This window comes from Nitrobacter vulgaris (genome assembly GCF_031453995.1).
GTDB classification, from domain to species: Bacteria; Pseudomonadota; Alphaproteobacteria; order Rhizobiales; family Xanthobacteraceae; genus Nitrobacter; species Nitrobacter vulgaris.
On record NZ_JAVDPZ010000014.1, the window covers coordinates 37,622 to 60,923 of the forward strand.

18 protein-coding genes are annotated in these 23,302 nt (G+C 60.7%); 10 read left to right on the forward strand and 8 right to left on the reverse strand.

Annotation, left to right across the window (positions count from 1 at the left end; translation table 11 throughout):
- Nucleotides 1–48: 48 nt before the first annotated feature.
- Both GGQ85_RS10550 and GGQ85_RS10555 read right to left on the reverse strand, forming a co-directional pair.
- Nucleotides 49–3,660, reverse strand: coding sequence for an AsmA family protein (locus GGQ85_RS10550; protein WP_309774468.1), 3,612 nt, complete (start codon nucleotides 3,658–3,660; stop codon nucleotides 49–51).
- 626 nt (nucleotides 3,661–4,286) lie between these two features.
- The gene (locus tag GGQ85_RS10555; RefSeq protein ID WP_079447412.1) at nucleotides 4,287–4,460 is read right to left on the reverse strand and encodes a DUF1328 domain-containing protein; all 174 of its coding nucleotides are present in this window, start codon (nucleotides 4,458–4,460) and stop codon (nucleotides 4,287–4,289) included.
- Nucleotides 4,461–4,727: 267 nt separating this feature from the next.
- On the opposite strand from GGQ85_RS10555, the gene GGQ85_RS10560 reads away from it, so the two are divergent.
- From GGQ85_RS10560 to GGQ85_RS10570, 3 genes are all read left to right on the forward strand, one after another.
- Entirely contained in the window at nucleotides 4,728–7,178 is a 2,451-nt protein-coding gene (locus GGQ85_RS10560) for an ATP-dependent helicase (RefSeq protein ID WP_309774469.1), read from the forward strand.
- 120 nt (nucleotides 7,179–7,298) lie between these two features.
- Nucleotides 7,299–8,219 carry an ABC transporter ATP-binding protein gene (locus GGQ85_RS10565; protein WP_309774470.1) on the forward strand — a complete coding sequence of 307 codons (921 nt, stop codon included), beginning with the start codon at nucleotides 7,299–7,301 and terminating at the stop codon, nucleotides 8,217–8,219.
- 2 nt (nucleotides 8,220–8,221) lie between these two features.
- Complete coding sequence (locus GGQ85_RS10570; RefSeq protein ID WP_079447389.1) at nucleotides 8,222–8,983, forward strand: ABC transporter permease; 762 nt, start codon at nucleotides 8,222–8,224, stop codon at nucleotides 8,981–8,983.
- 72 nt (nucleotides 8,984–9,055) lie between these two features.
- Here GGQ85_RS10570 and GGQ85_RS10575 read toward each other — a convergent pair whose 3' ends face one another.
- Entirely contained in the window at nucleotides 9,056–9,394 is a 339-nt protein-coding gene (locus GGQ85_RS10575; RefSeq protein ID WP_079447390.1) for a hypothetical protein, read from the reverse strand.
- A 265-nt stretch (nucleotides 9,395–9,659) separates the two neighbouring features.
- On the opposite strand from GGQ85_RS10575, the gene GGQ85_RS10580 reads away from it, so the two are divergent.
- From GGQ85_RS10580 to GGQ85_RS10605, 6 genes are all read left to right on the forward strand, one after another.
- Nucleotides 9,660–10,457 carry a L,D-transpeptidase gene (locus GGQ85_RS10580; RefSeq protein ID WP_309774472.1) on the forward strand — a complete coding sequence of 266 codons (798 nt, stop codon included), beginning with the start codon at nucleotides 9,660–9,662 and terminating at the stop codon, nucleotides 10,455–10,457.
- Between the two features lie 149 nt (nucleotides 10,458–10,606).
- Nucleotides 10,607–12,214: a phytoene desaturase family protein gene (locus tag GGQ85_RS10585; protein WP_309774473.1), complete on the forward strand. Its 1,608-nt coding sequence runs from the start codon at nucleotides 10,607–10,609 to the stop codon at nucleotides 12,212–12,214.
- Between the two features lie 170 nt (nucleotides 12,215–12,384).
- Nucleotides 12,385–12,783: a hypothetical protein gene (locus GGQ85_RS10590; RefSeq protein WP_309774475.1), complete on the forward strand. Its 399-nt coding sequence runs from the start codon at nucleotides 12,385–12,387 to the stop codon at nucleotides 12,781–12,783.
- Between the two features lie 133 nt (nucleotides 12,784–12,916).
- A complete protein-coding gene (locus GGQ85_RS10595; protein ID WP_309774476.1) occupies nucleotides 12,917–13,813 on the forward strand; it encodes a 50S ribosomal protein L11 methyltransferase in 897 nt (298 codons plus the stop codon).
- A 51-nt stretch (nucleotides 13,814–13,864) separates the two neighbouring features.
- On the forward strand, nucleotides 13,865–15,688 hold the full coding sequence (locus GGQ85_RS10600) for an aminopeptidase P family protein (RefSeq protein ID WP_309774477.1): 1,824 nt from the start codon (nucleotides 13,865–13,867) through the stop codon (nucleotides 15,686–15,688).
- A 250-nt stretch (nucleotides 15,689–15,938) separates the two neighbouring features.
- Complete coding sequence (locus GGQ85_RS10605) at nucleotides 15,939–16,964, forward strand: class I SAM-dependent methyltransferase (protein WP_309774478.1); 1,026 nt, start codon at nucleotides 15,939–15,941, stop codon at nucleotides 16,962–16,964.
- A gap of 119 nt (nucleotides 16,965–17,083) precedes the next feature.
- Here the strand turns inward: GGQ85_RS10605 and GGQ85_RS10610 are convergent, their stop codons facing one another.
- Nucleotides 17,084–17,803 carry a DUF899 family protein gene (locus tag GGQ85_RS10610; RefSeq protein WP_309774479.1) on the reverse strand — a complete coding sequence of 240 codons (720 nt, stop codon included), beginning with the start codon at nucleotides 17,801–17,803 and terminating at the stop codon, nucleotides 17,084–17,086.
- 410 nt (nucleotides 17,804–18,213) lie between these two features.
- A complete protein-coding gene (locus GGQ85_RS10615; protein WP_079447398.1) occupies nucleotides 18,214–18,423 on the reverse strand; it encodes a cold-shock protein in 210 nt (69 codons plus the stop codon).
- A 285-nt stretch (nucleotides 18,424–18,708) separates the two neighbouring features.
- Here GGQ85_RS10615 and GGQ85_RS10620 point away from each other — a divergent pair, with 285 nt between their 5' ends.
- Nucleotides 18,709–18,945 (forward strand): hypothetical protein, encoded by a 237-nt coding sequence (locus tag GGQ85_RS10620; RefSeq protein WP_374708876.1) that lies wholly within the window; start codon nucleotides 18,709–18,711, stop codon nucleotides 18,943–18,945.
- A gap of 144 nt (nucleotides 18,946–19,089) precedes the next feature.
- Here GGQ85_RS10620 and ahcY read toward each other — a convergent pair whose 3' ends face one another.
- The 3 genes from ahcY to GGQ85_RS10635 form a co-directional block, all read right to left on the reverse strand.
- Nucleotides 19,090–20,532: an adenosylhomocysteinase gene (ahcY, locus tag GGQ85_RS10625; protein ID WP_309774481.1), complete on the reverse strand. Its 1,443-nt coding sequence runs from the start codon at nucleotides 20,530–20,532 to the stop codon at nucleotides 19,090–19,092.
- Between the two features lie 141 nt (nucleotides 20,533–20,673).
- Nucleotides 20,674–21,870, reverse strand: a complete 1,197-nt coding sequence (metK, locus tag GGQ85_RS10630; RefSeq protein WP_309774482.1) for a methionine adenosyltransferase — start codon at nucleotides 21,868–21,870, stop codon at nucleotides 20,674–20,676.
- 56 nt (nucleotides 21,871–21,926) lie between these two features.
- On the reverse strand, nucleotides 21,927–23,279 hold the full coding sequence (locus GGQ85_RS10635) for a hypothetical protein (RefSeq protein ID WP_309774483.1): 1,353 nt from the start codon (nucleotides 23,277–23,279) through the stop codon (nucleotides 21,927–21,929).
- Nucleotides 23,280–23,302 lie beyond the last annotated feature (23 nt).

Genomic DNA, 23,302 nt, shown 5'->3' on the forward strand with positions numbered 1-23,302 from the left:
TCGCGAGTTGACGCACCGGCTTCGTTCCTCCGGCGGAGACGGGCGGCCTCAGCGCTGGCGCACCGGCCTTGGCGCCACGAGCTGTGTCTCCACCGGCAAACGCGCAACCGACGGCGGTGTCGGCACACGGGATGCCCGGGCGGCAGTCGTCGGACGCCGAGACGGTAGCGGGACGGCCATCCGACCTCTTGCCGCGAACCGCCGAGGATCCCGCTTTGGTCTTGGTGGATGAGTGACGGGTGCTGCGTCCGAAGCCAGTAGACTAGCGGAAAGATTTGAGGGTTCAGCCTGCAGGGATGCCTGCGCCGGGGAAACGCTCGGAGCCGGCTCCAGGCTTTGCTCGATCGAGTCGAGTCTGCGAGACTCGCGATCAATCGACCTCACCGCAAGCCATGAGGACAGCGCCGCGACATCAATAGCCCGGTTTATCGCGTGGGACGGCCCAACTGCGAATATCTGAACTTGCGGACGATCGTTCGCAGACCCGGTCGAGGTTGACGCAAGGCCAGCGCGCATATCGACTTGATCCGACGTGATGTCATAGCCGCCGGAGACAATCGCCTGCGCACCTTCGCCGTCTAACGGCGTTGGGCTAACACGCACACGGCCATCCCTCACCGTGAACGGAATTTGCGCCGATACGACCGACAGCGGACCGGCGGTGAGAGACTGCTCTACGATCTCCTGCAATCTAGCATCGTCCGATCCCCGCTCGACATTGCCATTGATCGCAACTTCGAACACGCGCGGATCGAGCCCTGAAATCCGCGCGTGATCGAGCGTGACCACCCCGTCGCCGGACAACGCTCCCACCATCGCCGACGCGCTGCGGCCCCGGCTGGCGAGTGTGATCCGCGCCGAGATGCGGCCGGCAGGCATCGCCAGCGCACCGTATTGCAATGCTGCCCCCTCGACGTTGGTGAATTGGACGTTCGCATTCAAGGCAACGCCTTCGGCGGTCTGCCCAACATGGAGGCTTGCCGTGGCATCGCCATCGCCGATTTTCCCCTTCATCGCATCGAACGTCAGGGAATGGTCGTCCCCTTTGACAACGCCGCTGACGGGTCTCAATTCAGCGCCTCCCGGCAACGTGCCGCGCAGCGCCGCGAAAGCCAGTTGACCGCGCCAGCCCTCCGGCAGGCCGACATTCAACGGCTCCGCCGGATCACGCCCCCCGAAGTCGACTGCAAGCCCGAACACCGTCGCCAGATCGAGCGTATTGATTCCGAGTTCGCCTTCGAGGCGCCTTTCGTTTCCTAGACTGACCGTAACATGCCCGCGCATACGCGAGTCGCCGATCGCGCTATCGAGATCGCTGAAAATCAGCTTGTCGTCGGCCAGGATGACATGGGACGAGAGCCTGACCTCCTGACCGTCGGGACCGGACGGCTGAAGATTCAGTCGCGGCTTGAGATCGACGCGGTGAACTGTGAGATTAAGGTCCGCCTTCCGATCCGATGACCATGGCTGCACCATTCCTTTTATTTCGGCATCCAGATCGGTTCCTGACATCCTCGCATTTAGCTGAGCCGGGGTACGCCAGGTTCCCGTCGCTGTAGCTTCCAATACAGATGGGTTCGCAACCGCGATCACACGATCAAGACCCAGCAGCATCGGCACGCCCCCGCCGCGCTCCGACGTCAGATTCGTCCGAAGCGTCACCTCGCTGCGTGCCAATACATCAAAATCGGCGGCGCGTACCGCCGCGAGTGAAGGTGCTGCAACCAGTGACAGTGAGCCTTTCAGTTGCGGCAGATTGACGTCGAGTGTAGCGCTGGCATCTGCCTTGTTGTTGTCGGCAAGGCTCTTACCAACGTTGAGCGTGAGGCGAAGCTGGGCAGCCCCCGCGGCCGCCGGTATCGCATCGAGGCGCGCCGCAACGCTCGGTGCGAGCGGAGCAATCACGCTCGCCATAGGGGCAACCGACTCAGATGTCGCATTCAACGATAACTTCCCGGTGGTATTGATGCGGTCGAATGCACCGGAGCTATCGATCATGAGTCCGCCGGAGGAGCCGACTTTCAATTGTTCGAGCGAGATTGCCGTTGGCCCATAACTCAGTTCGGCGAGAAATGGACCGAACTCCCGTGTCGCCCACATCGCGTGATCAACATTTAAGGACAATCGTCCCTCACTGGGCCAACTGTCTTGCAATGCCGCGACCGCGCGCACCAGACTTGCCGCCGCATCAAGATCGAGACGATCCGCTTTGAGTTCAGCTTCGGCCCGCGTACCGTTCTCCGGTGTCAAATCGACAAACGCCAGCCGCCCTTCAACGCTGCCACCCTCGATATCGGCCTTGAGCTGTTCGAAGACCACCTGGCCTTGATCAGCAGTCAACTTGCTTTGCACACGCAGCGGCTTTCGGCTCAGATGAGTGACTTCGCCACGGCCCTGCAACCATGCGATGAAAGTATCGGGATCAGACGATTCAATGTCGAGTGCCCCGTTGAGCCGCGACGACGGTCCGGGCAGCAGGATCGCGCCGTTAACAGCCATGCGCGTGGCGCCGGGAGCGTGGAATTCCAGCCGGCTGATCGTCCATGAAGCAGTGTCGCTGCGTAAGTCAGTGCTGAAATTTTGTATCGGGCGGCCGCCCAGCATGATCTGGTCGGCGCTGATCTCTATGTCGGCGGCGAGCCATGGTTTCGGGATTTTTGTTAGATAACGTTGCATTGTCTGCAACATCTTTGCGGGATCGGCCTGTTCCTTGGCAAACAGGCGGTCGGCGTCGAGTTGACGCGCGGAGAATTCAGCGTGAAGCCGGGGCGACGAGCCGAAACGAATGTCTCCTTTGCCTGTGAGCCTCAGCGCAGAGTCGGCATGACCATAACTAGCATCAACCTGCTCGAGACGCGCGCCTTTCGGATCTGCTTTTACGTTGGCCGATACACGCCATGGTCTTTGAGAGGGGGCGACCGAAAATTTTTTGCCGACAGATTCCCCACCACCTGCCAGCGTCAGCGCGCCATCGAAACGCGGGATCTGCTCGTCGAATGACAAGATCCCATCGACGTCGATGAACTCCGCCCGCGTTCCGGGATCGATCGCGACGTGAACACGGCTGGCACCGCCGGCACTCGCCTGTGCGAGCGAAATTTGGAAGGGATATCGCGTTCCTGACAACACGAAATTGCCGTCGCCGCGCACGGAAGCTCCCGATGGCCGCACCTCTCCACTGAACGCGATGTCGTTCAATTCCAAAGTGCTGCGGCTTGCAGCATCATGAAACGCCACGCGGCCGGTGAGATTCAACTGATCAACAGAAAGCGAGCCGAAATTAAACGATAGTGGCCAGCCCATCCGCTCTCTGTCATTGAGACCGAGGTCGAGCGCAACACCGTTGATCGTCAATTCGGTTGCGCGCCACTCTCCACGCATCAGCGAACCAAGGCTGAATTCGACGGCGAGACTGTCGGCCTGTACCTGTCCCGGGTCGTTCGGCCTTCCAACGAATACCGACTCAAGCCGCAATGACGGCGACGGCAGCAGCCGGGCGTCGATCCCACCCTCGACCCGCACCGGCGCGCCGATCACGCGTGCCGCCTCTGTCTCGAACTGGGACCGAAACCGGCTCCAGTCGATGAAATGCGGCCCGATCAGCGCGGCGATGAGCGCAACAATGAATGTAATCGCCAGGCCGAGCAGTGTCGTCTGCACGGTGTCCCCCTCTGACCCTTCCGACAAAATTGCATTCGTTCGGGTCGCCCTTCCGCAAATGGTAGACCCGGGTTCGTGCTTCCGGACTCCGCGAGGCGCACTAAAACGAATGCCGCATCCTTATACTAATAACAACTGTGGCAAAGTCGCAGCGACGGCAGGCAGCGCATTGTTCCTGGAAGGGGCGGCGCAGACAGTGCGAAGCGATGATGGCGGTCAAGTGATCCATCATCGCGCACCGACCTGTTCTGGCTCGAACTGGGGAATCGGCCTCGATTACATGAAAGCGTGCCCGCGCCTCCCGCGTTCATGGCCGAATCCCATTTGCGCTATTTGCGGGAAATCGCCTGGACGGCCAATTGTAGATCCAACTCTTCTGATCGATCGACGAAAAGCATCTGCGTGAGGGAGAGGAAATTACAACACGCTCACCGAGGAAGCCTCTCGGCAACCTCCGAACGATGACGCTTCACGTCGAGATGGCCGCCCGCAACGTCGTCCCCCTCGCCTCCGATAGCGGTGCCCGCTTCAGGCCGTCGTTGCGCTTGCAGCGTCACCGCGCGTCCCCGAGGGCACAGCGCCGGACACTCGCGATGCCCTCGACACCCTAGGTTAAAACCCGCGCGCTATGCGCCGGGTCGGCCGCGCAACAACCCGACCACCGCTGAAACCACTAACAGAATCAGCGCGATGAAAAAGATGATCTTCGCGATTTCGATCGAGGCGCCCGCGATACCTCCAAAGCCCAAAACGCCGGCAATCAATGCAATGACCAGGAACGTCACTACCCAATTCAACATGATCTGGCCTCCATTTTTGCGCGCTTTGCGCGTGACTGAAAAACAATCCGTCACCGGAACAATAGTTCCGCCCGGCCCTATACGAGAAAGTTCTGAAAATGAGCGGCTTTTGGGGAACAAAACGTCGAAGGCGGCGAGATCATTCCATTGGCTTGGACGCAGAAAAGCCGCTACGAAGCGCGTCACCCCTATATATTTCATTGATCCGACTAAGAGGGCTCTCCCCTTCGCTGGCCAGCAGTGTCATCGTGGGGAAAGACGATTCGCATGACCGATCCAGGTAGACTGATCCATAGCAACGTTTCCGAGCACCAGCCCGCCGCCGGCGGCATCGCTGCGCGCGCGCGGGCCGCAGCAACGCCACGATATCTGAGCGGGCTCAATCCGGAACAGCGCGAGGCCGTGGAAACGCTGGACGGACCGGTTCTGGTGCTGGCCGGTGCGGGAACAGGCAAGACCCGCGTGCTGACGACCCGCATCGCGCATATTCTCAGCCAGGGCCGCGCCCGCCCTGGCGAGATCTTGTCGGTGACTTTCACCAACAAGGCCGCTCGCGAGATGAAGCATCGTCTCGGCCAGATGCTCGGGCAAGCAGTCGAAGGTATGCCGTGGCTCGGCACCTTTCATTCCATTGCGGGCCGGATCCTGCGCGTTCATGCCGAACTGGTGCAACTCAAATCCAACTTCACGATTCTCGATGTCGACGATCAAATCCGCCTGCTCAAACAGCTTCTGCAGGCCGACAACATCGACGACAAGCGCTGGCCCGCACGGATGCTGGCCGGGTTGATCGACGGCTGGAAGAACCGCGGACTGACGCCCGCGCAGGTGCCGTCGGGCGAAGCCTCCGTATTCGGCAACGGCCGCGGCGGCAAGCTTTACGCCGCCTACCAGGCGCGGTTGAAAATCCTCAATGCAGTGGACTTCGGTGATTTGCTGCTGGAGAATGTCCGGCTGTTTCGCGAGCATCCGGACGTGCTGCGGCAATACCAGAACCGCTTCAAGTTCATCCTTGTCGACGAGTATCAGGACACGAATGTTGCGCAATATCTATGGCTGCGGTTGCTGTCGCAGGCGCCGCCTTCATCGCAAGCACATTTTCCCGCTCCCTCTCCGGGAGAGGATCCGAGCCCGCGCACGGCCCAGCCCAAAAACATCTGCTGCGTCGGCGACGACGACCAGTCGATCTACGGCTGGCGCGGCGCCGAGGTGGATAACATCCTGCGCTTCGAACACGATTTTCCAGGCGCCAAGGTGATTCGACTGGAGCGTAATTATCGCTCAACCGGCCATATCCTCGCCGCTGCCTCGCACCTGATCGCGCATAACGAAGGCAGGCTCGGCAAGACATTACGTACCGAGGATATCGACGGCGAGAAGGTCACCGTCACCGGCTCCTGGGATTCCGAGGAGGAAGCCCGAGCCATTGGCGAGGAAATCGAACAGCTCCAGCGCGCCGGCGAAAAATTGAATGAAATCGCAATTCTGGTGCGCGCCTCATTCCAGATGCGCGAGTTCGAAGACCGCTTTGTCACGCTTGGCCTGCCCTATCGCGTTATCGGCGGTCCTCGCTTCTACGAGCGCGCCGAAATCCGCGACGCGCTCGCCTATCTGCGCCTCATCAACTCGCCAGCTGATGATCTTGCCTTCGAGCGCATCGTTAATGTGCCCAAACGTGGCCTGGGCGATGCCACCGTCCAGACGCTGCATGGCATCGCGCGAAAGCGGCAGATCCCGCTCAGCGAAGCGGCCCGCACCGTTGTCGAAACCGACGAGTTGAAACCGAAAGCGCGCGGATCGCTGCGCGCTTTGGTCGAGAGCTTCGACCGGTGGCGCGTGCAGCGAGAGGCCATACCGCACACCGAACTTGCCGAGATCGTGCTGGACGAGAGCGGCTACACGGAGATGTGGCAGAAGGATCGCTCGGCTGATGCTGCTGGTCGCCTGGAGAATCTGAAAGAACTGGTACGCTCGATGGAGGAGTTCGAAAACCTGCAAGGCTTTCTCGAGCATATATCTCTGGTGATGGATCGCGACGGCGGCGCCGACGAGGATGCCGTCTCGGTCATGACGCTGCATTCCGCCAAAGGGCTCGAATTCGACAGCGTCTTCCTGCCAGGCTGGGAGGAAGGTCTGTTTCCCCATCAGCGTGCGCTGGATGAGCAGGGACGCTCTGGGCTCGAAGAAGAGCGCCGCCTCGCGCACGTCGGGCTGACACGGGCGCGCCGACGCGCAAAGCTCTATTTCGCTACCAATCGCCGTATCCATGGCTCATGGTCGACGACGATTCCGTCTCGCTTTCTCGACGAACTGCCGGCGGAAAACGTCGAGATCACGGAATCGAAAGGTGGGTCGGGATGGGGCGGAACGGGCGGTTACGGCCCCTCGCGGTTCGACAACATCGAGTCGTTTGGCTCGAGCTATGCAACGCCTGGCTGGCAACGCGCACAGGCCAATCGCGGTCGGGGCGGATTTAACGAGACCAATGCACCCTATGCTGCGAGCCGATCGAAGTCGAAGTACACGCCATTGACCATCGAAGGCGAACTGGTGGCGAAATCTACCGGCACGACATCCGAGTTCTCACTCGGCGACCGGGTCTTTCACCAGAAATTCGGCTACGGAAAAGTGGCGCGGATCGATGGCAACAAGCTGACCATCGCTTTCGAAAAAGCCGGCGACAAAAAGGTGGTCGATAGCTTTGTGAAGCGGGTGTAGCCGAATTGCGAACCACCGCACGTGTTCCTATCTGACCTCCATTCCGTCATCCTGCCATTCGACGCGATAGTATCTTCTCGTCGTCCCTTTTTCCACCAGCTTACAGCGTGTCAAGCTCGCATGTCGCCCATCATATCTATTTCCGGCTTATCGAAGACCTACGCGTCCGGCTTCGCAGCACTGAAGTGCATCGACCTCGATATCAACCGGGGTGAGATTTTCGCGCTGCTCGGCCCCAATGGCGCCGGCAAGACAACGCTCATCAGCATCATTTGCGGCATCACCAACGCATCCGCAGGTCAGGTGCGGGTCGACGGTCGGGACATCCGGCGCGACTATCGAGCTACCCGCGCGATGATCGGACTGGTGCCGCAGGAACTGCATACCGATGCGTTCGAAACGGTCTGGGCAACCGTGAGTTTCAGCCGTGGGCTGTTCGGAAAGCCCAAGAATCCGGCCCATATCGAGAAGGTCCTGAGAGATCTCTCGTTGTGGGACAAGAAAGATAGCAAGATCGTCACGCTGTCCGGGGGCATGAAACGACGTGTTATGATTGCGAAGGCCCTTTCGCACGAGCCGCAAGTGCTGTTTCTCGACGAGCCCACAGCGGGGGTCGATGTCGAATTACGGAAAGCCATGTGGGAGATGGTGCGCGCGCTGCGAGCCTTGGGCGTCACGATCATTCTGACGACGCATTACATCGAAGAAGCTCAAGAAATGGCGGACCGTGTCGGCGTCATCAATAGGGGCGAGATCATTCTCGTCGAAGAAAAGGCAGCGCTGATGCAGAAGCTCGGCAAAAAGCGGTTGAAGCTTCATTTGCAGTGCAAGGTCGAAGCCATACCTGCAACGTTGGCGGCTTACAATCTCGAACTTGCCGCAGACGGAATGCAAGTGATCTATACCTATGATACCCAAAGTGAGCACACTGGCATCACCAGCCTGCTGAGCGATCTCCGTGCCGCGGGTATCAGATTTTCCGACCTCGACACCACTGAAAGCTCGCTGGAAGAGATCTTCGTCAGCCTGGTAAGGACCTGACCATGAATTTTGGAGCCGTGCAGGCGATTTACAAATTCGAAATGGCGCGCACTTGGCGCACGCTGCTGCAAAGCATCGTGTCACCGGTGGTTTCGACCTCGCTTTATTTTGTGGTGTTCGGCGCGGCAATCGGATCGCGCATCACTCAGGTCGAGGGCGTCAGTTACGGCACTTTCATTGTGCCCGGACTCATAATGTTGTCGGTGCTGACGCAAAGTATCACCAACGCATCGTTCGGGATCTACTTCCCAAAGTTCATAGGCACCATTTACGAGATACTGTCGGCGCCGGTCTCCTATTTCGAGATTGTCCTCGGCTATGTGGGGGCGGCTGCGACCAAATCGATTATTCTAGGCCTGATCATTCTGGCCACCGCCGGCCTGTTCGTGCCATTGCACATTCATCACCCGATATGGATGCTGACCTTTCTGATATTGACCTCAGTGACCTTCAGTCTTTTCGGCTTCATCATCGGGATTTGGGCCGACGGTTTCGAGAAACTGCAGATGATTCCGATGTTGATCATCACGCCGCTAACATTCCTCGGAGGAAGTTTTTATTCGATCAACATGCTGCCGCAGACTTGGCAAACCCTCGCGCTTTTTAATCCCGTCGTCTATCTCATCAGCGGATTCCGGTGGAGTTTTTACGAGATCGCTGACGTCAGCGTGTCCGTGAGTATTGGCATGACAGTCGGTTTTCTCGCGGCCTGCATGTTGATGGTATGGTGGATATTCAGAACCGGCTATCGGCTTAGACATTAAGTTGTGATGCGCAAACGCAGACCGCGACGGGTTCGGCCCCGGACCGCGGTCTGCTCATACGGGAAATCCTTATCAACGGTAGCAGTGGAAATGCCCGTGCTTCCAATAACCACGGCATCGATGCCCCCTTCGGTATCCGCGATCCGGAATGCCGAGCACGCCGTTGACGCCGCCGACCGCACCCCCAACGCCGGCGCCAATCGCGCCGCCGATTGCGCCACCCACCGGCCCTGCCGCACGATGACCCTCGTACGCGCCTTGGTTGGCACCACGCTCCATGCCATTGAAGACGCCCTGAGCATGCGCTTGATGCGGAATGGCGAATAGGGCCAGCGCCGCTGCAGCAGCGGCTACCGCGATCCGCAATCGGAAAGAAGGCTCGGTTGGCAATGCTATGGTTCTCATCCTCATCGGCGTTTCTGTCCTTATTTTGAATCTAGCTAGGTTGCCCCAACAGGCCGTGATCGCTGGATCTGAGGTGATATAATGTGGAATCCCGCCGAAAGTTCCGAGCTTTGCGGGAGGGCGCTTTCCAAGGTCTCACCCGACTTTTCTCTCCCCCGCCTTGGTCGTGCCGCCTCGTGAGTTAACGATGACGCAAACCCGCTACTGGAAGCACATCCTGTTTGAGCGCATATATGGCTCGGGGACGTAGGCTGAAGTCGAGGCCGAGGTAATGCGCAAGTTTCTTATTCCTGTTTCCGCTCTGCTGTTTCTCGCCGCTGGTAGCGTCGCCCACGCAAAGGTGTCCATTGTGGTCGACAAGGACAATCAGCAAATGACCGTTTCCGTCGACGGCGTTGAACGCTATCAATGGCCGGTCTCGACTGGAAATCCGTCGCACGAAACTCCGAATGGAAAATTCCAAACTTTCCGGATGGAAGCCGACCATTTCTCCAAGGAGTTCGACGACGCGCCGATGCCGCACTCGATCTTCTTCACCAAGATCGGTCATGCCATCCACGGCACGTTCTCCGAGGGCAGCCTCGGCGTCCCCGTCTCTCACGGCTGCGTCCGTATCTCGCGCGCCAACGCCAGCACACTGTTCTCTCTTGTGAAGACAGAAGGCGTCCTCAATACCACCGTCACACTGACTGGATCGTCGCGCGTGGCGCTGGCACGCAATCCTCGTAGCAGGCGGCGAACCGATGTCGCCCGTCGCGATCCGACGTCGGCCTATCAATCTTACGATGCCGCCGGAAATCCGGTCGATCTGACGCCCGGGCAGATCGCACCCGGTCGCCAGCCGCAAGCCACCGTTCGCGGCGACGACGGCTATATCTATCCGGCCGACGGCAGTTCCAACGATCAGCGTTATCCTGCTCCGCGCGGTTATCGTCGCGGCGCGCAGAACGTTCCTCAACCACAGCAATACTACTACGGCGATCAAACAGGCTACGGATACGCGCAGCCTCAGGTCTATGCGCCGCGACCCTATCGGTCGCGAGGCCTGTTCTCTGGCTTCGACGACTGACCGCTATATCTTCACCATTGCGCAGTTACCGCCAACGCAAAGCGTGTCATCAGGCTGAACTCGGCTCGTAAGCCTTGTGCCGTCCATCGGACTTTCCGATAAGAGTTTGAAGGACGGCAGTCAGACCGTCTGAGGACTTTGAAGCGGATATGTCAGACACTGACGTCGTTATCATCGGCGCAGGCCACAACGGCTTGACGTGCGCGGCCTATCTCGCAATGGCCGGACTACGCGTCAGAGTCGTGGAGCGGCGCAAGGTGGTGGGCGGCGCAGCGGTGACCGAGGAATTCCACCCAGGTTTCCGCAATTCGGTCGCGGCCTACACCGTCAGCCTGCTCAATCCGAAAGTCATCGCCGACCTACGGCTTCACGACCACGGCCTGCGGATCGTCGAACGCCGCGCGCAGAACTTCCTGCCCGCTCCCGACGGCCGCTACCTGCTCACCGGCGAAGGCCGCACCCGGACATCGGCGGCTCGCTTGAGCGAACGGGATGCGAACGCGGTCGGCGATTTCATGCGCGAACTCGAAGAGATCGCCGACGTTGTCCGCCAATTCGTGCTCCGCGCGCCACCAAATCTCGTTGAGGGGCTTGGCCTCAAGGCGGCGCACGAGTTCGTCAACGTCGCCGGAACGGTGGGTATCTTGCGCGGGCTTTCGCTGGAGCAGCAACGCAGCCTGCTCGATCTCTTTACGCGATCGGCAGGAGACATGCTCGACGATCGCTTCGAAACCGATCTTATCAAGGCTCTGTTCGGCTTTGACGCCATCGTCGGCAACTATGCGAGTCCCTACGCGGCCGGCTCGGCCTACGTTATGCTGCACCATGCTTTCGGGGAAGTGAACGGCAAGAAGGGCGTTTGGGGACACGCCATCGGCGGCATGGGCGCGATCACCCAGGCGATGGCAATGGCCGCCCGCGCGACCGGTGTGGAAATCGAAACGAACGCAGGCGTGCGTGAGATCGTTGTCGAAGGAAAGCAGGTAGCAGGTACCGTGCTCGACGACGGACGGACGATCCGCGCAAGATATGTCGCGGCGAACGTCAACCCAAAACTGCTGTATACGCGGCTGTTGCCCGCAGACGCGCTGCCCGCCACCTTTCTGACCCGCATCAAGAACTGGCGCAATGGCTCCGGGACATTCCGGATGAACGTCGCGCTCTCCGCCCTCCCCTCATTCTCCGCCTTGCCGGGCGCCGGCGACCATCTCAGCGCCGGTATCATCATTGCACCCGGTCTCGACTACATGGACAGCGCCTGGCATGACGCGCGAAAGTTCGGCTGGAGCCGCGAACCGGTGATCGAGGTTCTGATCCCCTCGGTGATCGACGATTCCCTCGCACCGCCCGGCCGCCATGTGGCCAGCCTTTTCTGCCAGCATGTCGCGCCGCAATTGCCTGACGGCGCGTCTTGGGATGACCATCGCGATGAGGTCGCCGACCTCATGATCGCGACCGTCGACCGCTACGCGCCGGGCTTTACCGCCAGCGTGATCGGCCGGCAGGTCCTGTCACCGCTCGACCTCGAACGCGAATTTGGATTGCTGGGCGGCGATATCTTCCACGGCGCGCTGACGCTGAACCAATTGTTTTCGGCCCGGCCGATGCTGGGCTACGCAGATTATCGGGGCCCGCTGAAGGGGCTCTATCACTGCGGCGCCGGCGCGCATCCCGGCGGAGGTGTCACAGGCGCACCCGGTCATAACGCCGCCCGCGCCATCCTGCGGGATCACCGGGCGCTGTTCGCTCGCCGCTAACAATCAGCACCACATAGACTATCGCCAGCGAAGCCAATTCCGACCACAACCCAAGCCGATGCCGAGGCGACGGATAACGCTGTCGAAAACCCTGTGCGAAACCGAGGATCAGGCTGTGGAAATCCTGTGGATATCTCTGTGGAAAGCTTCCGCATCCCCGGCCGCCCTTCGTGACAATCGCGACGCCTGTCGCCGTCACTCCGCCCACGCCTTCCGGCCCGCGCATTTTCCATCGTCTAAGTTTCCGATTTGCACTAAAGCAAAGGCCTGACGAAAGCAGGCAAGTTCTGGGGGGTGAGGTGCTACAAATTCTTGGCCGGGTTTTTCTGGCGATTCTTGTCCCGACTTATCTCGGTTATGTCGGCGCATCGTTGAATATGTTTGACGTCTACCTGCTCGTGGCCGCCTCCTGGTCGCTGTGGGCCTATGGGCAACCGGGACCGCAAGAGCTCTGGGAAAGCGGCGGCATCATCGCAATTATAAAGGGCTGGCTTGTCATGGTGTTCGCCATTCTCCTGGTCGCCGGACCGGCCTATGGCATCGGCTATCTCATTGCCAAATATGTATGAGGCCCTGCGGGATCTCCGTTCCCCTTTCCGCTTCTCATGAAATCCGAGGCGGAGCTATGATCTTGATTTAATGCGTTTTCTTCACGCGAACCGGTCCACTTCGCTCGAAAACGCTATGGACCCCGGGCTGTCGATGACAAATGCCATTTCGCCGGCAACAAGCTGCGCCGCCTTCGCCATCGGGGCGGAGCAGATCGCGCGTCGGGTCGTCGATCTCCTGACCGAAAGCCTTGAGGATAGCGAGGCCGCGGTTACCGCATTCGAACGCAGCGACGGCTGCTGGAGCATCGCGGTCCACTTCGCCGATCCGCCGGACGAAAAACGAATCCGCGCGCTGGTCGCTCTCGCCGCCGGCGATGAGATCGCCCGGACCGTCGTCTTCGATAGCGTTGCCGCCAGGGACTGGGTCGAGGCCAGCCTTGAAGGGCTGGCTCCGGTCCCCGCTGGCCGCTTCATCGTCCACGGTCGGCACGACCGCGCACGCGTCCCGCCGAACAAGCTGAGCATCGAGATCGAGGCCGCGCTGGCATTCGGCACCGGCCATCACGGCACCACCCGGGGCTGCCTGCTATTGCTCGATCAGGTACTGCGCGCCCGGATGCCGCGGCGCGTTCTCGATCTCGGCGCTGGCACGGGCGTCCTGGCCATCGCCGCGGCCAAAGCGCTGCGTCGGAACGTGCTGGCCAGCGACATCGACCCGCGTTCCACGTCCGTGGCAAGAGAGAATGCCGTATCGAACGGCGTCGGCAATCTTGTCGAGGCAATCTGCGCGACCGGCTTTTCCGCGCCGTCGTTTCGCATGCGCGCGCCGTTCGATCTGGTGCTGGCGAATATCCTCGCCAATCCGCTGCGGCAGATGGCCCCGGCCATGGCGCGTCACCTCGCGCCTGAAGCCATGGTGATCCTCTCGGGGCTGCTGCCGCAGCAAACTCGCGGCGTCATTGCGGCCTACCGCGCGCAGGGGCTGGTGTTGATCCAGCAGATCCGGATCGACGGCTGGTGCAGCCTGCTGATGCAGAACAGACGATGACCCCCCGGCTGCGTTGCGCAGCCCTGCCCTCGATCCTATGATGCGGGAACTATGTTCGAGGCTCATTTCCAGACATTCGAAGACCCCGAAGGCGGTGTCGCGCTGACCGCCCGGCTCGCCGCGTTTCGCGAGGAGCTGGTGCGGCGACAACTGACAGGCTTCGTGATTCCGCGCGCGGACCGGCAGCAGAACGAGTATGTCCCGCCTTCCGAGGAGCGGTTGGCGTGGCTCACCGGCTTCACCGGATCGGCCGGCTTGGCCATCGTGCTCGCGACGGAAGCTGCGGTATTTGTCGACGGCCGCTACACCTTGCAGGCGGCGCAACAGGTGGACGTTCGAGCCTGGAGCATCGCTTCGCTGGCCGATCCGCCCCCGGAAAGCTGGCTGGCGGAGCATCTCACGGCGGACGATCGCCTTGGTTACGATCCATGGCTGCACACCTCGGCGGCGGTCGAACGTCTCGCAACGGCTTGCACGAAAGCCGGCGCGGAGTTGGTCCCCGTCGACAGCAACCCGGTCGACAGCATCTGGACCGACCGACCCGCGCCGCCGCTCGGCCCGGTCACGATCCACGGCGCGACATTCGCCGGCGAAGCCGAGGCCGACAAGCTCGCGCGCATCCGCACTGAGATGACAAAGCTCGGCGTCGATGCGCTGGTGTTGTCGGATTCCCACGCGGTGGCGTGGACCTTCAACATTCGCGGCGCCGATGTCTCGCATACGCCGCTGCCTCTGTCCTACGCTTTGGTGCCGAAGGATGGCCGTCCCACGATCTTCATCGACACCCGCAAACTTTCCAACAGCGCACGCGATCATCTCGAGCGCAACGCCGAGGTCCGCGAACCTGATGAGCTGACCGACGCGCTGACGCAGACGGCCCAATCCGGCGCGGCCATCGCGCTCGACAAAGCCACCGCCGCCGACGCGTTGAGCCGCCTGATCACATCCGCCGGCGGAAAGCCGGTGCGCGGCAACGACCCCGTTGCGCTTTTGAAGGCGGTGAAGAACCAGACCGAGATCGAGGGCGCCCGCGCCGCGCATCGGCGCGACGCCGTGGCGCTGGCGCGGTTTCTCGCCTGGATCGACCGCGAGGCGCCGAAGGGCACGCTGACCGAAATCGACGCGGTCGAGGCGCTGGAAACCTTTCGCCGCGAGACCGGCGCGCTGAAGGACGTCTCCTTTCCCACCATCTCGGGCACCGGGCCGAACGGCGCCATCGTCCACTACCGCGTCACCCGCATGAGCAACCGCCGCATCGTGCCCGGCGATCTGCTGCTGATCGATTCCGGCGGGCAATACGAGGACGGCACCACCGACGTCACCCGCACCATCGCCATCGGCACGCCGACCGACGAGATGCGCGACCGCTTCACTCGCGTGCTGCGCGGCCACATCGCCATCGCCCGCGCGGTGTTTCCCGATGGCACCACCGGCGCGCAACTCGACACGCTGGCACGGCAGTTTCTCTGGCAGACCGGCATCGACTTCGACCACGGCACAGGCCACGGCGTCGGCAGCTACCTCTCTGTGCATGAAGGCCCGGCGCGGATTTCGAAACTCGGCACCACACCGCTGAGGCGCGGCATGATCCTGTCCAACGAGCCGGGCTATTATAAACGTGACGCGTTCGGCATCCGGATCGAAAACCTGGTACTCGTCACAGCCGCGGAAATTGCGCATGCCGAGAAACCCATGAACGGCTTCGAGACCCTGACGCTGGCGCCGATCGACCGCCGCCTGATCGATCACCGCATCAGCAAGAAGGAGCTGATGTGGCTCAACGACTACCATGCCCGCGTCCGCCGCGAGGTGCGCCCGCATCTCGACGAAGCCACGAAACTCTGGCTCGACGCAGCGACCGAGCCGCTGCCGTAGCGCGCGCGAGGCTTGCCTCGTTCGCGTCACGAAAACTCGCGTGACGTTTGCGCCATTCGCGCAAAATATTCAACGTCGATCTCCTGCCTGCGCTCCTGACGCTAGTTAAAACGTAACCCTGCCATTAAACCGTCTCTGTTCCGGCTCCGATTGTCTGTAGTGAGCATCTGTGGGCCTAGCGTAGATCAAATGCGCTCACAGAACGCATCCGGCGTGACCTTACGAGGGCTCGCCAGTCGGGGAGGCTCAGATGCAAAACGGAATTTCTCCAGATCACATACTGCAAATTGGCTTTGGGTTCTGGCCAGCCAAGACATTGTTGAGCGCCGTGGAACTAGGGCTCTTCTCGCTGCTTGCGGACGGCCCCAAAACCGGCCTCGAACTGCAACGCGCCATGGGTCTGCATCCGCGCGGGACGTATGATTTTCTCGATACCCTCGTCGCGCTCGGATTGCTGCGGAGGGACGGCGCCGGTGAAACTGGCAGATACGGCAATACGCCATCAACCGAGCTATTCCTGGTCGAGCGGAGCCCACAATACATCGGTGGAATCCTTAAGATGGCGAACGCGCGCCTATATCGGTTCTGGGGCAATCTCACACCGGCATTGCAGACTGGAAAGCCTCAAAACGAGATCAAGGAGACAGGCAAGTCCATGTTCGGCGAGCTCTACGCGGACCCGGCGCGCCTGGAGCAGTTCATGGATGCGATGAGCGGCATCTCGATGAGGAATTTCACGACGTTTGCCGAGAAGTTCGATTTTTCCAAACATAAGACGCTGGCCGATATAGGCGGTGCAACCGGGCAGCTTTCGGCCATCATCGCGGCGCGGCATCCGCACATGCAATGCCGGACCTGCGATCTCTCAGATGTGCGGCCGATCGCCGAACGGCGCTTGAGGGAGTGCAATCTCGGCGGCCGGATCACCGCCGAGACGATCGATTTCTTCGCAGATGAATTTCCCAAGGCGGACATCATTACAATGGGAATGATCCTTCACGACTGGAATCTTGAGAACAAGAAAATGCTGATCGCCAAGGCCTACCGTGCATTGCCGACCGGCGGCGCGCTGGTCGCCATTGAAAACATTATCGACGATGAACGCAGGCAAAATAGCTTCGGTCTCATGATGTCGCTGAACATGCTGATCGAATTTGGCGAGGCGTTTGACTTCACTGGCGCCCAGTTCACCGAGTGGTGCAAAGAGGCAGGGTTCAGTCGCTGCGAGATTATTCCGTTGGCAGGACCTGCGAGTGCAGCGGTGGCTTACAAGTAGGGGCTTCGCATTGCTGCTCCTTGAGCCAGAAATAAGTCTCGATTCATAAATGGTCTTTCGGAAGCCGTAGATCTTTACCTCTCCCCTCAGCGTAGCCCTATGACGGTCCGGTCCGGACGCTAATACTCCACCTCCGGAAACCACGTCTCCCCTCGCCCCTCCGGTGTCATATCGAGCAGATTCCACAAGGGATCGGCCATGTCGCCGGCGCGGTGATGCTGGCCCAGCGCAGGGCGGGCGAAGGCCATCTCCGAGCCCCAGAAATGATGGATTTTTCCGTTGCGCTTTTTGAAGACGTTGAAGATCGTTTCGTCCCAGTTCTTGCCCACCGGCACACTGTGCTGAAGCCGCATGGCTTTTGACAGCTTCGTGGTGTCGCCAAAATAGTCGCCGTCGTAACAGTTGCCCGCGGTCGAGAGCAGCGACATATGCTGCCAGCCGCGCTCGCGCGCGAACGCCATCAGCCGCGCGATCGGCGATTTGGCGACGACATGAAACGCGGCGCGCTGGGTGAGGTGCCGCGCCGCGCCGTCGATGCCATCGAGAAGATGCGTGCAACCGGAGCATGGGGAGTCGCGCTCGGGGCCATACATGAAACTGTAGAGGATCATCGTGTCGTGCGGCCCGAACAGCTCGGACATCCTCACCTTCTGCGGCATGAGATTGTCGCCGATGCGCTCGAACACATAATCCCACGGTACTTCGCCACCCAACGGCAGCGCGCGACGCCGCGCCGCGACCGCCTCGATCTGCGCGCGCAGCTTGATCTCCTCCTCCAACAACCGGTTGCGCGCGATTCGATAGCCCTCGCTCTCGTTCGGATATTGCAGATGTTCCATCGGGGCCTCGTCGAATGCTGGGGGCTAAAGTCTTTCACCGCTTCACGGGAATGGTGAAGGCTCTAGCTTTTTGATCTGACGCGTTTTCTTCACGCGAACCGGATTCCACTTCGCTCGAAAACGCTATAGCGGGATCGAACCGAGAAAACGCGGGGCCTAAGGCCGGGTTCCGGGGCCGCGAACATGCGCCGTGTCGTCGGACATGCCGGCGCAACAAAAAAAGCCCCGTCATCGCTGACGAGGCTCCCTGAACGCCCGTTTCAAGACATTGCCCGTTTCAGGACATGGGTGAAACGAGGCGCGAAGAAAGCGGGTCCCGGTTCATCCGCGGGTGACGACGCTTTCCGATTCCCTGCATGATGCACGACCATCATCACAAAGGGATGACAGCCAGCGCGACCATGATCTGTTTAAGCGAGCGAGAGATTTTCCGCGCTGACCTTGCCGCGCATCTTGTCGGTCTTCAGCTCGAAGTTGACCTTCTGGCCTTCGTTGAGGCCGGAGAGGCCCGCACGCTCCACCGCGCTGATATGCACGAACACGTCGTTGCCGCCGTCGCTCGGCTGGATGAAGCCAAAACCCTTCTGGCCGTTAAACCACTTCACTGTACCTGTCGTCATCGGAGTCGTCCCTTATTCCAAAGCGCGCACATGCGCGTTTTCCGCGCACGATTACGCGAACCCATCCAATCTCAGCGATGTCTTTGGAAAGGAGCCTTGTCTTTTTACAGAAGACTTGCGGCGCTCTAACAAAACCAATGCCGGCAATCGAATATCCCTAATTATGGCATTTTTCGGCGGAGAAGGCAAATCCCGGCCCACCCTGGCATTCCGGCAAACCATGCCTATATAAGTTCCATGACAAAGTCCCCGCCGAGTCCAGCACAACTGGCCCGTAACGAACGGATGCGTACAGCCGCCATCGAAGGCGCCAAGGCCCGCGCCGATATTGAAGCCCGCGATGTCGCAGTCCGCAAGAACATGGAGCGCCTGCGCGCCCTGCGGATGGCGAAGGAAGCCGAAGAGGCGGCGCAGCCGAAGCCGGTGAAAGCGCCTGTTCGGGGCAAGAAGGCAGCGCCCAAACAAGCGGCCAAGCTGTCGGATTTCCTCGCTTCGCAAAGGAGCAACGGCCGGACCACTTGAATAGGCTGCGTTCGACCACCGCTCACAATTGATAGAATCTAAAAAGCCCCGGATCGCTCCGGGGCTTTTTGCGTTTCTTAGCGCGTGAGCCTTCAAGCGAGCATGATCTCATCCGAAAACCGGTGCCCACTTTTGGGATCATGCTCAATACCGGTAATGATCGCTCTTGAACGGACCTTCGACCTTGACGCCGATGTAGTCGGCCTGGTCCTTGCGCAATTCGGTGAGCCTGACGCCGATCTTGTTCAGATGCAGCCGCGCCACCTTCTCGTCCAGCGACTTCGGCAGCACGTAGACTTCTTTTTTGTACTTGCCGTTCTTGTTGCCCGCGAACAGTTCGATCTGCGCCAACGTCTGATTGGTGAAGGAGGCGGACATCACGAACGACGGATGCCCCATGGCATTGCCGAGATTCACCAGACGGCCTTCCGACAACAGGATCATGCGCTTGCCGTCCGCGAAGGTGATTTCGTCCACCTGCGGCTTGATGTTGTCCCACTTCAGGTTCTTCAACGCGCCGACCTGGATCTCGTTGTCGAAGTGACCGATGTTGCAGACGATGGCGCGATCCTTCATCGCGCGCATGTGCTCGATGGTGATGATGTCCTTGTTGCCGGTGGCGGTGACGAAGATGTCGGCGCGCGGCGCGGCGTCCTCCATGGTCACAACCTCATAGCCTTCCATCGCCGCTTGCAGTGCGCAGATCGGATCGATCTCGGAGACCATGACGCGGCATCCGGCCTGGCGTAGCGAGGCGGCCGAGCCCTTGCCGACGTCGCCGAAGCCGGCAACCATGGCGACCTTTCCGCTCATCATCACATCGGTGCCCCGGCGGATGCCGTCGACCAGCGACTCGCGGCAGCCGTAGAGATTGTCGAACTTGGACTTGGTGACGCTGTCGTTGACGTTGATCGCGGGCCACAGCAGCGTGCCGTTCTTCTGCATCTCGTAAAGGCGATGGACACCGGTAGTGGTCTCCTCCGAGACGCCCTGGATGGATTTGGCCACCGTGCCGAACCAGCCTTTCGGCTTGTCTTTCAGCAGGCGCTTGATCAGCGCGAACAACACTTCCTCTTCCTCGGCGCCCGGCTTGTCGAGAAACGCGGTGTCGCCCTTCTCCGCGCGCACGCCGAGATGGATCAGCAGCGTCGCGTCGCCGCCATCATCGAGAATCATGTTGGGATGGCCACCGCCGTGCCAGTCGAACAGCTTCGCGGTGTAGTCCCAGTAGTCCTTCAGCGTCTCGCCTTTAACAGCAAACACCGGAATGCCGGCGGCGGCGATCGCGGCGGCGGCGTGATCCTGCGTCGAATAGATGTTGCAGGAGACCCAGCGGATATCGGCGCCGAGCGCCTTCAAGGTTTCGATCAGCACCGCGGTCTGGATCGTCATATGCAGCGAGCCCGCGATACGGGCGCCCTTCAAAGGCTGTTTGGGGCCGTATTCCTCGCGCGTCGCCATCAGGCCCGGCATCTCGGTCTCGGCCAGCGAGATTTCCTTGCGGCCGAAATCGGCAAGGCCAATGTCGGCGACGATGTAGTCGGTGAAATCTGAGGTCGACTTGGCGGTGGCGGTAGCGGTAGTCATGATGATTTTCCTGCTCTCTCCCTCTCCGCGTCTAGAGGGAGAAGGTTCGGGGTGAGGGGCGATACGGCGCCAAGACAAGTGTATTCATAATGTGTGAGTGGGAGGCTTCCCCTCCCCGCTGGCGGGGAGAGATAACAGGCATCACACAGCGCGCTTGATCACCTCGGCGAGATCGGTCTTCTCCCAGGAGAATCCGCCCTCGTTATCCGGCGTGCGGCCGAAATGACCGTAAGACGAAGTACGCGCATAGATCGGCCGGTTCAGGTCGAGATGCTTGCGGATACCGCGCGGCGTGAGATCCATCGCCTCGGAGACGATCCGCTCAAGCGTGTCTTCCGGAGCCTTTCCGGTGCCGTGCGTATCAATATAGATCGAGAGCGGCCGCGCCACGCCGATGGCATAGGCGAGCTGCAATGTGCAGCGATCGGCGAGACCGGCTGCGACGATGTTCTTGGCAAGGTAGCGCGCGGCGTAGGCCGCCGAGCGGTCGACCTTGGTCGGATCCTTGCCGGAGAACGCGCCGCCGCCATGCGGCGCCGCGCCGCCGTAGGTATCGACAATGATCTTCCGGCCGGTCAGGCCGGCGTCGCCGTCTGGGCCGCCGATGAAGAACTTGCCGGTGGGATTGATGTGCCAGATGGTCTTGTCGGTGATCCATCCCTTCGGCAACGCCTCGCGCACATAGGGCTCGACACGCTCGCGGACCTGATCGGAGCTCATGTCCTCGACGAGATGCTGATGCGACACCACGATCTCACGCACGCCGACCGGCTTGCCGTTTTCATATTGCACGGTGACCTGGCTCTTGGAGTCCGGTCCCAGCACCTTTTCCTTGCCGGAGTGGCGAGCCTCAGAAATCAATCGCAGGATCTTGTGAGCGTAGAATATCGGCGCCGGCATCAGGTCCGGCGTTTCGTTGCAGGCATAGCCGAACATGATGCCCTGGTCGCCGGCGCCTTCTTCCTTGTTGGTGCCCGGCTGCAGCGCGTCGACGCCTTGTGCGATATCGGCTGACTGCGGATGCAGCAGAATCTCGATATCGGCGGTCTTCCAGTGAAAGCCGTCCTGCTCGTAGCCGATGTCCTTGATCGCGGCGCGCACGACGCTTTCAATCTTGTCCTTGGTGACGGATTCCGGCCCGCGGGTTTCGCCGGCGATCACCACCTTGTTGGTGGTGGCAAGGGTCTCGCAGGCGGCGCGGATCGCCCATGGGTCGATGCCGGCTTTTGGGCCTTCGCTGAAAAAGAGATCGACGATCTCATCGGAGATCCGATCGCACACCTTGTCGGGATGTCCTTCCGAAACCGACTCGCTCGTAAATAAATAGGATCCGCGCATCAATCGACCTTTCGTCCGCCAGAGGTGGCGGTCCTTTCGTGCTGTTGTCTGAAATGTCAGTCCCGGCGACGCGAGATGACGTAGGATTCATCGTAGAACCAGAGACCGTTGTGTTTGCGCAAAACCTCTCTGGTAGCGTCGAGATAGCGGCCGCTTTGGGTCATTTCCGTCAACCGGTCATCTTCAACTTGGGCGACGTAAACCGCCGCATTCCACGCCGCGAACAAAGTAGAAGTTCCGATGGACCCGGTGACCTCATTGGGCAGCGCTTCCATATCATAGCGAAAAATCGAACGATGGTCGGCGTATGCGTTGAAATTGAGGTCACGCCCCACCGAACCGAGCTCGTACTTCACGGCGCGCAATAGCTCATGACGGCTCACGGCGAAAGGGTTTTCTCCTGGCCAGACGGTCTGGACGATCTCCAGTCCGGGATCTTGTCCGTGAGAATGTATTCCTATCAAACGCCCTCCAGATCGCAAGCTCCGCGCCAGCGGTGCGATTATTCTTCTAGCTTTAAAATTGAGGGAAGACCGAGCCCGGTACGGCTGCGAGGCGATCACCAGATCAAAGTTGGCTTCGACCCGCCCGGCCCGTGGAATCGCAGAATCCAGCAGGAACTGGTGGTCCTCGCGATAGATGACCAGCACCACCGGGCGCTCATAAACCGGCATCCCCGTGACCGGGCTGACGCTCGCCCTCCAGTTCTCCTCCAGAAACGGCCATAGGTCGCGGATTTGAACCTCGAACTCGCCGGAGGATGCCCCCCGCAGCGGCACCTCGCGCCATACCATGCTGGCCGCAGCCTGGGACGACCGGGGCGCCAGCCACGGCGCCTCCGCGTAATTCATGTTGGTCAGCACCATAACCGTCGCGGGATGCTCAAACAGGCGATCCGGCAGCTTGTCCAGCGTCAGCTTGATGTCTTCAAGGCTGAGCTCCTTGCCTGCGATGTAGAACGGCATGTGGGGAAACCGGCCATGCATCGACCGCATCACCCGCGCCAGGACGGTGCCGTCGCCGACCCCCGCATCAAAAACCCGCAGCGCCGGCGGCCGCGGATGAATGCTGCCGAACTCCAGCGCGACCCGATCGGCGATCACCCGCTTTTCGCTGCAGGTATGGACGAAAAGCAGATACTTTTGCCGGTTCTCAAAAAAGCGGAAGTTGGCGCGTGGATCGCGCCGCTCGATCGGCTCCGGCTTGCGGACCCGCACCGTCCCATCCGGGGAACCGGAGACGATATAGGCCTCGATCCGGTTCAGGGTGTCGATGGTGATGCGCTTGCCCTCGCGCAGCCGGTGCACGAGCTTACCGTCATTGACGGCACGCCGGCCGAAGGTCGATTCGGCCATGCCGGCCCGGCGGCAATAGCCGGAAATCTGGCTCAGCAATTCCTCGTTCGTCATTGTAGCGTGAATGGGGCCAGATT